We start from the raw sequence: 14,691 nt of genomic DNA on the forward strand, positions 1-14,691 counted from the left end.
TGCCTTGGTCAAGCGATTTCCGCACCCGGTGGCAACGCGTCATCCAACATTACTTCAGCGCCATCTTCCAGTGAAATTTCAACCGGTTTAGGAAAAGCTGAGTAGACCTTTTCTAGGAAGGTAGTAACAGATACGGGCAATTCCGCGACCTCACAACCCTCAAAGAGTCGGGCTGCCCAGCCAGCTCCTTTATTGCCTTTCAATGCTGATTTCGCTAACTTCTTAACTTCGAGGTCTGTTGGTCTATCACTTGGGATGGGGAAGCTGCCGTTGTCACCCGAATTTCGCAAATCCTCAAGGAAGCGCCATAGGCTGTCCACAGTCATCTCCTCCGCAACAAGTGCCTCAAAGCCGGCATGCGGATGTTCAAAATCAATGTCGAAAGCATCAGTTAAGAGTTGTTTCTTTTCTGGGGGTCGCACGATGAAGTCGTAAAACGAAAAGGTCTTGAGCCCCAGAGATTTGAAGAAGATGCCAAACTTTGGCATGTTGCTTTCGGTCTCAGCATCGAAGAATGTTGCACCGGAAAGGTCAAGCGGTTGTAGTGCTTGGTCGTGCGCCTCCATAATTCGCGCAGCTGCGGGCAATGCATGAAACTCTGTCAATCCTTCTACTACTATAGCACCCTTGCCCAGCATACATTCCGTCAATCCGCGCCTAGCGTAGCGTTTGAAGTCGTTGCCTTTTAGCCCACCGGCTTCTGACACTTTTTTTGCCGTGACACTGGAATCTGGACCACGAGACAACAGCAGGGTTTGCTCAGGCTCGAAACGTTCGATAACGAATGGCGAGTGGGAAGTCACAAACGCTTGAGTAGTATTGCGGAGTAGGTATTCAGCAATCCGTCGTTGTGTATGAGGTGGTACAGCTATTTCCGGTTCTTCCATTGCGAATATGACCGAAGATGGCTTAAGTTCAGCGATAAATGAAAGAAGGGCCAAGACGAGCACGTTCAACGTGCCCGTGCCGACTTGCTGAAACGGTACCGGAGTCTGGTCTTTCGACATCGAAAGAAAGAACGCCATCGTCTTACGCAAGTGCTCGCGCGTAAGTTGTGAAACGTGCAACTTGGTAGTTCTGCCCGCAGCATCCGAGGCGATGTACATGCCGAGCTTTGCCTCGATTGACTTGAGGACTGGGTGAAGATGCGTCGCATCTTTTTCGATATCGAGTTCTCTGAGTCGTTCAATGGCCTTTTCCCACAGACCTGCTCGTGACCCGCGTAGTCTCAGAATGACGTCAAGCAACGATCCGCGCTCGAGGCTTAATGCGCGAGAACCAGTGCGAACGGCCCTCAGATACAAGAATCCGAACATGCGCTTAACGTCTTTGCTCACCTTGTCCAGCTCGCCGGGACCTGCGCCGGGGCTGCGCGAATAATAGGTCTGTGCCTCAAACTCGTCCTCTTCCGGGTTGTAGGCAGCCAATGTCTCCAGACGTAAGCAACTTACGACCAAGGGCGGATTTGCTTGGTCGATCTCACCCTCATTCAGGAGTCGCTTCTCCGCTGTGTTCCAAAACTCCAGGTGTTGACCGCAGCGATTTTCTACTTCGGCGTTGATGTCCGTCAGGATCACTTCAATGCGGATCGGCACTGCCGTCGGGTACTCGCCTTCGACCTCACTCGGGACAAAGTAGCGTGCATTGTGAAAATCGAACTCTTCGACTGGCGGGAATCGAGAAATCCGATCAGGCCCGAGAACCAAGTCCAGTGCTTCACATACGGTGCTTTTGCCAACGTTATTTGGTCCAACGATTAAGCAATGCCCGTCAAACTTCAACTCAGCACTTTGAATACTGCGGAAGTTCGCAATCTTGAGGTTTACAACTTTCACTGGGTATCCTTTCAATGCTTGAGTAGCACTAACTGTTTTCTTGTCTCTTGCAATACTGAGGCTGCTAACTTTCCCACCGCTGCCCAAGTGCCCCACCGCCACCGACGCCCATCACCAACCTCTGCGTTGCCCTAGTCGCCGCCACATAAAACACCCGTGCCGCATCCTTTTCGTCCTCCCCGGGCGTAGGCATGTGCCCCACGCCGGGTAGCGCCACCACGGGGAATTCCAGGCCTTTGCTGACCTTCATGGTCATCACCTTGATCTTGTTGCTGGCGGGGTCAAAGTCGCCAGAGCGAGTTCTGTTTTCTACAGGCAGCTTGCGTTGCGCCAATGCTTGGGCGCAGAGGTCGCGGGTTTTGGCGTCCGCGCACAGAACCGCCATGTCGCCCCAGGCAAAGCCTTCTTGGTGGGCGCTGGCCAGGTGGTCGGCTATCGCAAATGCTTCGTCGCGCAGGGTGGGCAACTTAATGATGATGGGGGCTTGCCCATCGCGCCCGCAGCTCACGGGTTTAAGTAGGGGGATGCCGTCGTCGTCTTTGTCGTCTGCCGTCAACAGGTCTGCCGCCACCAGGCTGGCGGTTTGCAAAATCTGCCGCGTGTTGCGGTAGTTGATTTTCAAAATGGTGGTGCGCCCCTGCGCCTGAATGCCCACGCTCTTGAAGCTGAACTGTTTGCTGCGGGCGCGCTCATAAATGCTTTGCGCGTCATCAAACAGCAGCAACAGGCTGTTGGTGGTGGGGTCCACCATTTGCGTCACTAATCTGAGCCACTCGGGCGCAAAGTCGTGGCCTTCGTCAATCATCACGTGCTGGTACTGGCCGCCGGGGATTTGCTGGCGGTCCACGCCGTCAATCACGCGCTGCACCATGTCGATCATCTTGGCGTCCACCGGCAAGTTGTTGTTCGGCAGGCTCTGTCCGTAAGCCACCAACTGGGCATAGCACCACCTGTGAAAATGCCGCACATGCACCTTGTTGCCCAGGCCCTTGGCGGCCATGGCGCTGGCCAGCTTCACGGCCAGCGGTTCGTTGTAGCAAAGGATGAGGATGGGTTTGCTGGCCGGGGCGTTGGCGCGGGCCAGAAACTCGGCGCGGTAGCCCAAAATCATCGTCTTGCCGGAACCGGCCACGCCGTGAATCACCCGGTGGCCGTCGCCCAGGCTGCGGGCCAACTGCTCTTGCTGTAGGTCCATCACGCGCATGATGTCGGGCAGGTCGGCCTCTTCATTGGTGTCGTCAAACATGCCAGCTTGGCTGACCACGCGGACCTCGGGGAACATGATCCAGCGCACGCGGTCCAGCTGGGGCAGGCTCATCAGGCCGCCCATCAGGTAAGGGAACATGCCCCACAAGCGGCGTTGCAGGTCTTCGGCGTCCACGGTGTCGAACATCTCATCCTGGCAGATGACGCGGCTGGGCTCGATTGCGTGGCGCAGCCCGGCGGTGTCGAACTGCTGGCGGGTGATGTTGGTCAGCACCACGCCGTAGCTCCACGTAAAAGCCAGTTTGCCTTGGTGCTTGCCCGTGGCTTGGACCAGCTGCGGGTCGCGTTCCAGCGATTTGACGACCTGATGCGCATAGTTACGCGCGTGCAGCAGGGGGTTGGGCACGCTTTTAGGCGTGCCGTGGTCCAGAATTTCCCACACCTCCAGGTCGGCCCGCACGATGGTGCTGAGCTTCCAGTCTTTGACTTCCAGCACCAGAATGCCGCGGCTGGGGTGCATGATGATGAAGTCGGGGTGCGAGTGTTTGGGGCCCACGGGCACGTCGTACCAAAGCAGGTAGTCCGCGTCGAGCTTGTGTTCCAGCCGTTCGGCCAGGCGGCGCTCGCCCGCGGTCATGCGTGACACGCAGGCGCCGAGCGCCGGTATGAGGGTAGCCATTGATTTATCCCGTCCCTGAGATTGATTTTTGCGTGATTATGGGTCACTGAGTGAATGCACTGGTTTCAGGGTCTGTGTGGGCGGGAGCGGGGCGACAGAACCTGCACGAAAGTGACCCTGGCCATCTCAGTCAAGGCGCATCTGCGGTTGCAGGGCCATGAACTCGACCAGACCCCAGGCCAGGCAAACGGGAATGGCCACGGCGCGAATGAAAGCGGCTTTGTGAAACATGGTGGTGGGGCAGGCATTGCCAAGTTGAACTGGCCCCAAAGCTACGGGTGAAGAGTGACCGGCGTGTGACAAAGCCAGGTTAAAACCGATTCAGTGCGCCTATCAGACAGCCACAAATTTGCCGCTTGCAAGAGGTCAAAGGGCGCTTGTATGCTGGCCGGTGATGCTGCCCAACCCCCTAATTTTTGCGATTGTTGCTGCCGTGGCGGCGTTTGAATTGCCCGAGTTGGCGGTGCTGGAGCGCATCATCGAGCTGGGCGGAAACCGGCTGGACACGCGCACCGTGTGCGAGGTGAGCTTGGCCAGCGGCGCGCGTTTTCCGGTGCACGCGGTGGCGTTGGGCAACCCCTCACCCGACGTGCCTGCGGTGGGCTATTTTGGCGGCGTGCATGGGCTGGAGCGCATTGGCGCGGAGGTGGTGATTGCCTACCTGCACAGCCTGGTGATGCGCCTGCAGTGGGACAGCACGCTGCACCGCCAGCTGGAGTCGGTGCGGCTGGTGAACCCCGGCGGCATGGCGCTGGGCACGCGGGCCAACCCCAATGGTGTGGACCTGATGCGCAACGCCCCGGTGGATGCGTTGGAGCCGGTGCCTTTTCTGGTGGGCGGGCAACGCATCAGCGCAGGGCTGCCCTGGTTTCGGGGCCTGAAGGGCGTGCCCATGGAGCCGGAAAACCTGGCCGTGGCTGCGGTGGTGGCGCAAGAGCTGTTGTCGCGCCGGGTCAGCCTGTCGGTGGACTGCCATTCGGGCTTTGGGCGGCGCGACCGCATCTGGTTTCCCTACGCCCACACGCGGGCGCCCATTGCGCATTTGGCGGAGCTGCACGCGCTGAAAAGCATTTTTGTGCAGTCGCACAGCCACCACCGCTACATCATTGAGCCGCAAAGCGGGCAGTATTTGGCGCATGGCGACTTGTGGGACCACCTGCACCAGCAAGCGTGCACCGACCCGGCGCGGGTGTTTTTGCCGCTGACGCTGGAGATGGGCTCATGGCTGTGGGTGAAGAAGAACCCGCGCCAGCTTTTCTCGCGCCACGGCATGTTCAACCCGCTGATTGAGCACCGCCAGCAGCGGGTGCTGCGCCAGCACCAGTTGTTGCTGGATTTCCTCTCACGCGCAGCCAGTGGCCATGAGTTGTGGCAGCCGCTGGGGGACGCCCGGGCCCCGCACCATGCGCGCGCCTTGCAGGATTGGTACTGAGGCCCCATGCTAGAACCCATGTCGACTTCCAAAACCGAAAACACAGCACCAATGACCGCCAGCGTGGTGTCTCCCACCTGGGTGTTTTTGCGCGGCCTGACCCGCGAGAGCCGGCACTGGGGCCGCTTTGTGGACGAGTTTGCGCATGCCCTGCCGGGCAGCCGGGTGATGGCGCTGGATTTGCCGGGCAATGGGCACCTGAATTCATTCCCCAGTCCAACGCGGGTGCCGGCCATGGTGGCGCACTGCCGCAGGCAACTGGCCCTGCGCCAGGTGGACGGGCCGGTGCGGCTGCTGGCCATGTCGCTGGGCGCCATGGTGGCGGTGGCTTGGGCGCAAGCGCACCCGCAAGAGGTGGTCAGCCAGGTGTTGATCAACACCAGCTTGCGGCCCTTCAGCCCGTTTTACCAACGGCTCAAACCCGCCAACTACGGCGTGTTGCTGCGCCTGGTGCTGAGCCGGGCCAGTGACGAGGCCTGGGAAAGCGCGGTTCTGCGTTTGACGAGCAATCATTGGGCGAATCAGCCTGAGGCGGTGTTGCCGCACTGGTTGGCGTTGCGCGCGGCCAACCCGGTGTCGCGCGCCAATGCCTTGCGCCAGTTGCTGGCCGCGGCAGGCTACCGGGCGTCTGCGCAGCCGCCGGCGGTGCCTACGCTCCTGCTGGCCAGTGAAAACGACCAACTGGTGTCCCCGGACTGCTCGACAACGCTGGCGCGCCTGTGGCGCACTCCCTTGCGGCTGCACCCCAGCGCCGGGCACGATCTGCCGTTGGACGACGGCCTTTGGGTGGCGGCGCAGGTGCGCGACTGGCTGGCCAGCGCCCTGCCAACGCCGGCCTCTGCGCCTTAGGCCGAAGGCGGCTCCATGGGCGCGCGCAGGGCGCTAAAACGCTGATCCATTTCACGGCGCATTTGTTTGCGCACCTCAGCGGCCGAGTGGCGGCGGCGCTCGTCCGCAGTGGTGGGTTGCAGGGGCGTCACGGGCACGGGTTTGCCGTGTTCGTCCACCGCCACCATGGTGAAGAAGCAGCTGTTCACATGGCGCACCACGCGGTCGCGAATGTTCTCGGCAATCACCTTGATGCCAATCTCCATGGACGAGGTGCCGGTGTGGTTGACCGAGGCCAGCAGGGTGACGAGTTCGCCCACATGAATGGGCTGGCGAAACACCACCTGGTCCACGCTGAGCGTGACCACGTAGTGCCCGGCGTAGCGGCTGGCGCAGGCGTAGGCGGCCTGGTCCAGCAGCTTGAGCAGGTTGCCGCCGTGCACTTTGCCGGAAAAGTTGGCCGTGTCGGGCGTCATCAACACGGTCATCGAGAGTTGGTGCGAGGGCAGGTCCATCAGAGAGTTCCGCTCAAGGTATTCACGGCCTGCGCCCAGCGTTGGGCCATGGCGGGGGTGTTGTAGCAAGTGGTGCTGGCGGCGGCGCTGTACACGGCGCGCTCCAGCAGTTGAATGTCGGCCTCGTGCTGGCGGGCGACATGCGGGTCTTCAAAGAAGATGACTTTTTGGACACGACGGTCCAGCACCAGTTCGGCAATTTGTGCATCACCGCCCAGCGGCCCACTTTGGTAGCGGGTGACCCAGGGCGTGTCGGCAGGCCAGCCGCGCGACCAGGCCATCTCGTTCAGGCGGCTGCCGGTGGTACCGGTGGCCACGCGGCTGGCAAAGCGTGAGAGCAGGTCAAAGTGGGTGCCAGCAAAGTCCACCATTTGTTCTTTGCGGGCATCGTGGGCAATCAGCGCCAACGATTGGCCTTCCAGTGCAAACAGGGCTTTGGCTTCAGGCGGGGCTTGGGCGGCCAGGCCAGCACTGGCCAACTCCACCGCCACCCATTCAATGGCACCGGCCACGGTGGCTACAAAAGGTTTGCCGTGAATCACGCACTGGCGTTTGAGCGCCTGTGCCTCGGGGTAGAGCGAGGTGGGGTCGACCGGGTCAATCAAAAAGAACATGCCGTCCAGCGCGGATTCGGGCGTGAGCCCGCCCGCCATGCGAGACACCAGGCGCATGAGGCCGCCATCACGCCCGTCGCCCACGGGCACCAGTTGTTCGCTGAGCAGGGCTTTTTTGACCAGCGCATCGTGCGCGCCGCCGGTGGCGTGCAATTGCAGGCCCAGCGCTTGAAGGCCGGGGGCGCAGGTGCGGGCCCAGTGCAGCAGGCCGCTGTCATGGCCGAGGCGGTGAAGGCGGTGCGCGGCAAGTCCGAAATTCATGGGGGAGGCTTTCGTGTGCGTGAAAGAGTCAGTGGGATGTGAGGGATGGGCCGATGGTAAACGCCACGCGAGAGGTCTGGCGCTGCGCGGCCCCCGGCGCTACGATCGGTCCATGAAAAAAAACCTTCACCCCGTTCGTGGTGCTTGCCCTTGCGAAAGCGGCTTGCCTTACGCTGATTGCTGCGGCCCTTGGCACGCGGGGCTGAAAGAGGGGCGCCACGCCCCGACGCCAGAGGCGCTGATGCGATCGCGTTACAGCGCCTATGTGCTGGGGCTGATTGATTACCTGTTGGCCACTTGGCATGGCTCCACCTCGCCGGGCGACCTGGAGTTGCCCCCGGTGAAATGGCTGGGGCTGGAGGTGCGCCACGCCGAGATGACGGGCGACGCCGGGGTGGTCGACTTTGTGGCCCGCTGCCGGGACAGCAATGGCGCGCAGCGCATGGCCGAGACCAGCCGCTTTGTGCGCGAGGAGGGGCGCTGGTACTACATCGACGGGGTGATGCAGGAAGAGGATTAAACCACCTAGATGCCAGCGTGGCAGGTGATGATAGCTATTGTTTTAATAGCTACTTCCGCTTTGTAAACGGGCGCCAGAGGCATTATTTTCATATGGGTTTTTAACCTAGCACCTTCTGCTTTGTCAGGGAAGCGATCGTGCCGGGGCACTAAGATCAGCGGCTTCTTAACCCTTGCTTATTGATCTGCCATGACCGCTCCCCGCTTGCTCGACAAAGTCAGTCTCATCACCGGCGCCGCCCAAGGCATTGGCCTGGCCACGGCGCTTAAATTTGCCACTGAGGGCGCCATCGTCATCGTGTGCGACCGCACGCAAGCCGGTGTGGACGAGGCCGTAGCGCAATGCCAGGCGCTGGGTGTTCAGGCCGATGGCTTTGTGGTGGATGTGACGGACCGCCCGGCGGTGGACGCCGTGGTGGCCAGCGTGCTGGCCAAGTTTGGCCGCATTGACGTGCTCGTGAACAACGCCGGCATCACCCAGGATGCGCGCCTGCAGAAAATGACCCTTGAGCAGTTCGACCGGGTGATTGATGTCAATTTGCGCGGCGTTTTCCATTGCTCGCAAGCGGTGGCGGACGCCATGGTGGCCCAAGGCAGCGGCGTGATTTTGAACGCCAGCTCGGTGGTGGGCATTTATGGCAACTTTGGCCAGACCAACTACGCCGCCAGCAAGTTTGGCGTGATTGGCTTCACCAAAACCTGGAGCCGCGAACTCGGCCCCAAAGGCATTCGCGTGAACGCGGTGGCCCCCGGGTTTGTGAACACCCCCATGGTGGCGGCCATGCCCGAGAAAGTGCGCCAGGACCTGGAGGCCAAGGTGCCGCTCAAGCGTTTGGGCAAGCCCGAAGAAATTGCCAATGTGTACGCATTTTTGGCCAGCGACGAGGCCAGCTACATCAACGGCGAGGTGATTGAGGTGTCGGGCGGCATGTCGCTCTAAGCCCGGCGAGGCATCGCCTTACCGGGCGGCCCTTACTTGGCGGCGCGTTCGGCGTAGCGGTTAAAGCGCAGCGCGCGGGCCTCTAGCGTGATGCGGTGCCAAGTCTGGCGCTTGGCAACCGGGCCCATCTCCAGCCAGTACTGCACTTCGGTAAAGGTGCGTCCGCAGCCCCTGCACTCTTCGTCACCCTGGCTGGTGGAGCAAATGGCAATACACGGGGTGTCTTGGGTGCTGTCGTACCAGGCCAGCCAGGCGTCCATGGCCTCAGGCGTGAGCGTGGCGTCGTCCACCTCATGGGCGTGATCAAACACCATGTGCGCATACACCTCGGCCAGCGCCCGCGTGGGGGCCGGCAGAGAAAATCCGTCGGGTGAGGGCGATTGAGCGCGCCAGAAGTTGATGGCCGACTCGATGTCGGTGATGAAAATGACTGCCAAGTAATGTGTCCGAGAGGGGTCCGTCCAGTAGGGGACGGGCATCATAGCCCGCCCGCTGTTCACCCACCCCGGCAGGGTTTTAACGTTTTGTCGTCGCGGTGGCCGAGCGCAGGCTCAGCAGCATGGTGATGGCCAAAATACCCACCACCACACCCAGGGACACGCCCACCGGGATTTTGACCAGGTCAATCAAACACATCTTGGTGCCAATGAACACCAGAATCACCGCCAGGCCGTAGTTCAACAGGTGGAACTTGTTGGCCACAGCCGCCAGCAAAAAGTACATGGCGCGCAGGCCCAAAATGGCGAACACATTACTGGTCAGCACAATGAACGGGTCTTGGGTGATGGCAAAAATGGCGGGAATCGAGTCCACGGCAAAGATCACGTCAGTGAGTGCGACCAAACAGATCACCATGAACAGTGGCGTGGCAATCTTCTTGCCGTTTTCCACGGTCCAGAACTTTTCACCGTCGTGGTTTTTGCTGACGGGCAGCACGCGGCGCAGCAGCTTGAGCGCGGGGTTGTCCTCCAAGCTGGGCTCCTTGCCGGCAGCCCACCACATCTTCACGCCGGTCAAAATCAAAAAGGCGCCGAAGACATACAAGATCCAGTGGAATTCGGCCAGCAGCCAGCCGCCCACCAAAATCATGACTGTGCGCAGCACGATGGCGCCAATGATGCCAATCATCAGCACCCGCTTCTGGTACTGGGTGGGCACGGCAAAGTAGGTGAAGATCAGCAGGAAAACAAAGATGTTGTCCACCGCGAGTGATTTCTCGATCAGGTAGCCGGTCAGAAACTCAACGGCCTTCTGGTTGGCCAGCTCCACAGAGCCAGTGCTGTCCTTGACGGCCCACCAGAACAAGGCGTTGAACAAAAAGCTCAACGCCACCCAAACCAGCGACCAGTTCAGCGCCTCTTTAACGCCAATGTCATGCGCGCCCTGCTTTTTGAGGACAACAAAATCAATGAACAGGGAGGCAAGGACGATGCCGACGAAGGTGACCCAGAGCCACAGCGGCGCAATAGTGTGCATAACAAGACCTTGTAAAAAATTGAGCGCGATTGCGCACCCAAAGGTCTTGCGGGAGAGAGCCTGGCGGCCCCTCTATGTGCTCCGGCTACTATTTTCATAGCAACGTATTGACGAAACACAAGCGCTTGAAGCCGTTTTGGCCACAAGGTCGCTACTCCCCTTACAGGTGGACGAATTATGACCAGCGCGCAGATTTCCCCACACCCTGTCCGGGCTTGCGCTGCGGCCCGGATTGCGGGTGGCTCAACAGCGACCGTTAAACTGCAGGGCCCAGCGCCGCGCGTGTCGTGCGCGCCTTGCCACCCCTCTTCTTGACGACTGACTCCCCCGTGACCGATTTCCCAACTGACGACGCCCTGATCCAGCAACCCCGCCTCTGGCAAAACGAACGCTGGACCGCGCGCGTGATCAAGAACGACGACGATGACGGCTGGGCGGTGGCCATGACGCTGGACGGCGCCTTCGAGCCCGCGCTGGTGGGGCCCTGGACGATGGGGCGCGACAAAAAGAACCCCAAGCCGCTGGATGGCACGGCCTTCATCACGCTGGTCAAAACGGCGTCTGAATTTGTGCGCCGCCAAGAGCAGCAGTTGCACGCCTCGCTGCACCAAAGCATTGCCGTGGTGGCGGGTGAGGCCCGTGTGACGGTGCTGCTGGACATCGTGCCCGACGAAGACAATCCCTACGCCACCTTGACGGCGCAGGACGAGGCGGGTGATGAGTTGGCCTGTGTGCGGGTCGCCCCCAATTTCAAGTTGAACCGCGCCAGCGCCAGCCGGTGGGTGGACAGCGGTTTTCCCAAGCCTCGCTGAGTCGGGCGCCGCGCCGGCGCAAGTGCCCTTGCGGTGCTATTCTCGGCCCATGAAACTACTCGTCAAATGGCTGCTTAGCGCAGCCGCCCTGCTGGGCGTGGCCTATCTTTACAACGGCGTGGTGGTGAGCAGCTTTGGCGCGGCGCTGATTGCGGCCTTTGTCATTGGCTTGTTCAACATGATTTTGCGACCCGTGCTGACGGTGCTGACTCTGCCAATCACCGTCATCACACTGGGCTTGTTCCTGTTTGTCATCAATGCGCTGATGTTCTGGTCGGCAGCCGGTGTACTGGACGGCTTTTATGTGCGCGGCTTTGGTGCCGCGCTCTTGGGCTCGCTGATCTACTCGGTGTTCAGCGTGTTAATTGACACCTTTGTCGAGAGTCTGTTCCTTAAGTCGTAGTTCAACCTCACGTTTGCGGGTGTCGATGATGGACGCCTCAATGTGGTCCACTCCGCCGTTCGCGCCCACTTTCCCTTCGAGAATCAAGTCCTGGGCGGCGCGCAACCGGTCGACTCCAGCGGCATAGTCCAGCCGGGCCACCTGCGTCTCTGCTTCGGCCCGAATGGCGCGCAGGGTTTGCCCTAGCGCCGCGTACAGCGTGGCGAGTTGCTGCCAAGCCCCGGCATCTGTCGGGTGATCTGTCACCCAAACCTGCAAATTTTGTGCGGCGCCACTTGCCAAGGCGCGCTGACCGGAGCGCGCCGCCACGGAAGCGGCCAGCATCAACTCAGGCCGCTGTTTTGCCGTGGCGCTTAAAGCCGCCATCAATTGCGCAGCTTGGGGCACCTGGTTCGCTGCCAGCGCTATCTCAACGGCCAGCAGATCAGTCAGCCGCGTGGCAGGTGCATCGCTCTCGACGGCAGTGCGCAAGCGAGTCAGATAGGCCTGCGCTTGCTTGAAGTCGCGCAGCTGGGTGGCCGCCAGCGCCGCACCATACAACACGCCCGCCCGCTTGGCCGCTGGCTGTTGCGCCAGTCGGGTGCTGTCGGCCTCGGCAATCACGCTGCGCAAGGCGTCCATGCCAGCATTGGCCAGCACGCTGGCTCGGGAAGCGGCCATGGCGTGTTCCGCCGTCAAGGTGGCGTTGATCGCGCTGCTGGCGCCCAGGGGCTGGCGCGCCTGCATGTCGGCAATGCGCTCGGTGGTGAGCGGGTGGCTGCGCAAATAAGGGTAGGCGCCGTTGTCGTTCAGCCGGGAGGCTTGCTGCAGCTTGTCAAACATGGTGACAAAGCCTTGCGCCTCAAAACCCGCCTGGGTCATGACGCCAAAACCCACACGGTCCGCCTCGCGTTCCATCTCCCGGGAAAAATTAAGCTGGTTCTGGGCGGCCATGGCCTGGCCACCCACAATCAAAGCACTGCCGGCGTCCGGGCTCTTGCTGGCCGCCAGTGCGCCCAGCACCATGGCGCCAATCATCCAGGGGGTTTGCTGGCTCTGCCTGGTCATCAGGCGGGCAATGTGCCGTTGCGTGACGTGGCTCAGCTCGTGCCCCAGCACCGAGGCCAACTCGTCGCGACTGGTCACCACCGCAATCAGGCCCAGATGCAAACCAAAATAGCCGCCCGGCATCGCGAACGCATTCACCGTGCGGTCTTTGCCCAGCATGATCTCCCAGGCAAAGCGCTCTTGCAGTTCGGGCGACAAATCGCCCCGCAGGCGAGCGGCCGCCATCAATGGCTTCCAGATGTTTTGTACGTACTCGGTCAACACCGGGTCGTCGATGTAGTCAGGGTCACGATAGATGCCGCGGGCGATGCGGTCCCCCAGCCGACGCTCTGCGCTGAGCGTCATGTCGCTGCCGTCTCCCAGCGTGGGGAGTTGGCTGGAGGAGGTGTTGCGGGCCGGCGTGACAGTCTGCGCGTGCAGTGGGCTGACTCCTGCCATGCCTATTGCTATGAAAAGTAGAGCTATTAGCGCCTGTTGTACGGGGGCTAGGGTCCAATTTGGCATGTAAATCGGTTTGACGACCTTTGACGCATGGTTTGATCCATTCGCGAGCTGCTGCGCAACGGAGGTTCTGAGGTGCTTTGGTGGCAATGTCATGCCCGTATGATGCGTGATCTGTATGAAGGTTCTGTAAATTAGCTTCAGCGCCCGCCTTTTACCCCCTGTTACCCCCCCAATCTGAATTGCCCATGAGCTCACTCACCCATTTCGACGACCAAGGCCAGGCCCACATGGTGGACGTTGCCGCCAAGGCTAATACCCACCGCATCGGCGTTGCCGGCGGCCGCATTGAAATGCTGCCTGCGACCCTGGCCATCATTCAGTCGGGAACTGCCAAAAAAGGTGACGTGCTGGGCATTGCCCGCATCGCCGGCATCATGGCCGCCAAAAAAACCAGCGACCTGATCCCCCTGTGCCACCCCTTGGCGCTGACCCGCGTGGCGATCGAATTTGAGACCAGCCTGGTGGACACCTCCGGCGTGGCCAGCATCAGCTGCACCGCCACGGTTGAGACCGTCGGCCCCACCGGCGTCGAAATGGAAGCCCTAACCGCCGTCCAAATCGCCCTGCTCACCATCTACGACATGTGCAAAGCGGTTGATCGTGGTATGACGATTACCAACGTCAAGTTGCTAGAAAAACACGGGGGGAAGTCAGGGAGCTTTATTAATGGAACGTGATGTACTTGCCTAGGAATTGGGACCACAGTTCACGTTTTCCTAGCGCTTGCAGCGCTCACGACACGTGACTCAAAACATGACCCAGTAGCTCTGGGTCTTATTTCTACTTCCTGAGATTGCGCTGCTTTCGGTCAGAACGAGTCCAACGGCATGTAAGCAATCATCTCGCCACTTATGGGATCAAAAAACACGGTCCAAAAAGATTGGCGTCCCACCAACGGCAAGTAGGCCAACGTTTCCGGCCGGCGACCGGTGCTTGCGATCAGGGCGTCAATCTCGGCCGCTTGGTTAGAAAACCGAGTTTTCAATTCTGAAATCGGCTTGGAAGCTTTCCAAATTTCACTTTTTGCATCGGCATAGGGTTGCCACAGACCCGGTTGAGCGCTCAAGGATATTCCTTCTAAGGCAATCATGGTCGCATTCATTTGCTCATCGGCGTTCACGAATGGCCGCAGAGAAAGCAGTGTCGGTCCCATTGTCGGCAATGCAGCCAAATTGGGTGGAGTCCTGCTCAGCAACTCGGGCGGGATATCGACCGCGTGCACGATGCGAAAACGGTCATATTCGAACACCATGTGAACTGGGCGCGCCACAAACACGGTCCACATACCGTACCCCAGTGCGCTAAGTTGCAATAGAGCGACGGTGAGCAAATCCAATCGAAGTTCGCGACGCGATTTGCTGGGATTAAAAATGGCCAGTGTGATCAGTGGTCCCAAAAGGACATCCACAATAACGACTATTGAAAACAACTCTCGCCCACCGGATATCTCCCGGTATGGGTAGGGGTACCACAGCCCAAACACCAGCGCAGCCGCGAGAACCGCGATCAGGACGCTAATCGCGAAATGAATGCTGCCAGCTTTGAGGCGCACTTTCCAGAAATGAGTGGTGATAGCAGACATGATTAGTAAGTAGTGGTTTCGCAAATTGCAGTGCAGCT

At 60.2% G+C, this 14,691-nt stretch carries 15 protein-coding genes; 7 read left to right on the forward strand and 8 right to left on the reverse strand.

The window, feature by feature from the left end; translation table 11 throughout:
• Positions 1-8: 8 nt before the first annotated feature.
• The gene (locus tag J8G15_RS15870) at positions 9-1,835 is read right to left on the reverse strand and encodes an ATP-dependent endonuclease (protein WP_210543297.1); all 1,827 of its coding nucleotides are present in this window, start codon (positions 1,833-1,835) and stop codon (positions 9-11) included.
• 64 nt (positions 1,836-1,899) lie between these two features.
• On the reverse strand, positions 1,900-3,720 hold the full coding sequence (locus J8G15_RS15875; protein ID WP_210543300.1) for a DEAD/DEAH box helicase: 1,821 nt from the start codon (positions 3,718-3,720) through the stop codon (positions 1,900-1,902).
• 394 nt (positions 3,721-4,114) lie between these two features.
• On the opposite strand from J8G15_RS15875, the gene J8G15_RS15880 reads away from it, so the two are divergent.
• Entirely contained in the window at positions 4,115-5,152 is a 1,038-nt protein-coding gene (locus tag J8G15_RS15880; protein WP_210543302.1) for a M14 family zinc carboxypeptidase, read from the forward strand.
• A gap of 18 nt (positions 5,153-5,170) precedes the next feature.
• On the forward strand, positions 5,171-6,001 hold the full coding sequence (locus J8G15_RS15885) for an alpha/beta fold hydrolase (protein ID WP_240538329.1): 831 nt from the start codon (positions 5,171-5,173) through the stop codon (positions 5,999-6,001).
• On the opposite strand, the gene J8G15_RS15890 is transcribed toward J8G15_RS15885, so the two are convergent.
• Positions 5,998-6,495: an acyl-CoA thioesterase gene (locus J8G15_RS15890; RefSeq protein ID WP_210543304.1), complete on the reverse strand. Its 498-nt coding sequence runs from the start codon at positions 6,493-6,495 to the stop codon at positions 5,998-6,000. The two genes, J8G15_RS15885 and J8G15_RS15890, sit on opposite strands and share 4 nt — an antisense overlap.
• Complete coding sequence (locus tag J8G15_RS15895; RefSeq protein ID WP_210543305.1) at positions 6,495-7,370, reverse strand: methylglyoxal synthase; 876 nt, start codon at positions 7,368-7,370, stop codon at positions 6,495-6,497. The genes J8G15_RS15890 and J8G15_RS15895 overlap by 1 nt, the downstream gene beginning before the upstream one ends.
• A 112-nt stretch (positions 7,371-7,482) precedes the next feature.
• Here J8G15_RS15895 and J8G15_RS15900 point away from each other — a divergent pair, with 112 nt between their 5' ends.
• Positions 7,483-7,890, forward strand: coding sequence for a YchJ family protein (locus J8G15_RS15900; RefSeq protein WP_210543307.1), 408 nt, complete (start codon positions 7,483-7,485; stop codon positions 7,888-7,890).
• A gap of 189 nt (positions 7,891-8,079) precedes the next feature.
• Positions 8,080-8,829 (forward strand): 3-oxoacyl-[acyl-carrier-protein] reductase, encoded by a 750-nt coding sequence (gene fabG / locus J8G15_RS15905; protein ID WP_210543309.1) that lies wholly within the window; start codon positions 8,080-8,082, stop codon positions 8,827-8,829.
• A 32-nt stretch (positions 8,830-8,861) separates the two neighbouring features.
• Here fabG and J8G15_RS15910 read toward each other — a convergent pair whose 3' ends face one another.
• Both J8G15_RS15910 and J8G15_RS15915 read right to left on the reverse strand, forming a co-directional pair.
• The gene (locus J8G15_RS15910; RefSeq protein ID WP_210543311.1) at positions 8,862-9,266 is read right to left on the reverse strand and encodes a DUF3717 domain-containing protein; all 405 of its coding nucleotides are present in this window, start codon (positions 9,264-9,266) and stop codon (positions 8,862-8,864) included.
• Between the two features lie 79 nt (positions 9,267-9,345).
• Positions 9,346-10,305, reverse strand: coding sequence for a TerC family protein (locus J8G15_RS15915; protein ID WP_210543313.1), 960 nt, complete (start codon positions 10,303-10,305; stop codon positions 9,346-9,348).
• Between the two features lie 329 nt (positions 10,306-10,634).
• Between J8G15_RS15915 and J8G15_RS15920 the strand changes: the two genes are divergently transcribed.
• Both J8G15_RS15920 and J8G15_RS15925 read left to right on the forward strand, forming a co-directional pair.
• Positions 10,635-11,117 (forward strand): hypothetical protein, encoded by a 483-nt coding sequence (locus tag J8G15_RS15920; RefSeq protein ID WP_210543314.1) that lies wholly within the window; start codon positions 10,635-10,637, stop codon positions 11,115-11,117.
• Between the two features lie 49 nt (positions 11,118-11,166).
• Complete coding sequence (locus tag J8G15_RS15925; RefSeq protein ID WP_210543316.1) at positions 11,167-11,520, forward strand: phage holin family protein; 354 nt, start codon at positions 11,167-11,169, stop codon at positions 11,518-11,520.
• Here J8G15_RS15925 and J8G15_RS15930 read toward each other — a convergent pair.
• Positions 11,479-13,005 carry a M48 family metalloprotease gene (locus J8G15_RS15930; protein ID WP_240538330.1) on the reverse strand — a complete coding sequence of 509 codons (1,527 nt, stop codon included), beginning with the start codon at positions 13,003-13,005 and terminating at the stop codon, positions 11,479-11,481. The genes J8G15_RS15925 and J8G15_RS15930 overlap by 42 nt on opposite strands.
• A 251-nt stretch (positions 13,006-13,256) precedes the next feature.
• Here J8G15_RS15930 and moaC point away from each other — a divergent pair, with 251 nt between their 5' ends.
• A complete protein-coding gene (moaC, locus tag J8G15_RS15935) occupies positions 13,257-13,748 on the forward strand; it encodes a cyclic pyranopterin monophosphate synthase MoaC (protein WP_210543320.1) in 492 nt (163 codons plus the stop codon).
• Between the two features lie 131 nt (positions 13,749-13,879).
• Here the strand turns inward: moaC and tfpZ are convergent, their stop codons facing one another.
• On the reverse strand, positions 13,880-14,653 hold the full coding sequence (tfpZ, locus tag J8G15_RS15940) for a TfpX/TfpZ family type IV pilin accessory protein (protein ID WP_210543322.1): 774 nt from the start codon (positions 14,651-14,653) through the stop codon (positions 13,880-13,882).
• Between the last annotated feature and the right edge of the window lie 38 nt (positions 14,654-14,691).

The organism is Rhodoferax sp. PAMC 29310 (assembly GCF_017948265.1).
GTDB lineage: Bacteria > Pseudomonadota > Gammaproteobacteria > Burkholderiales > Burkholderiaceae_C > Rhodoferax.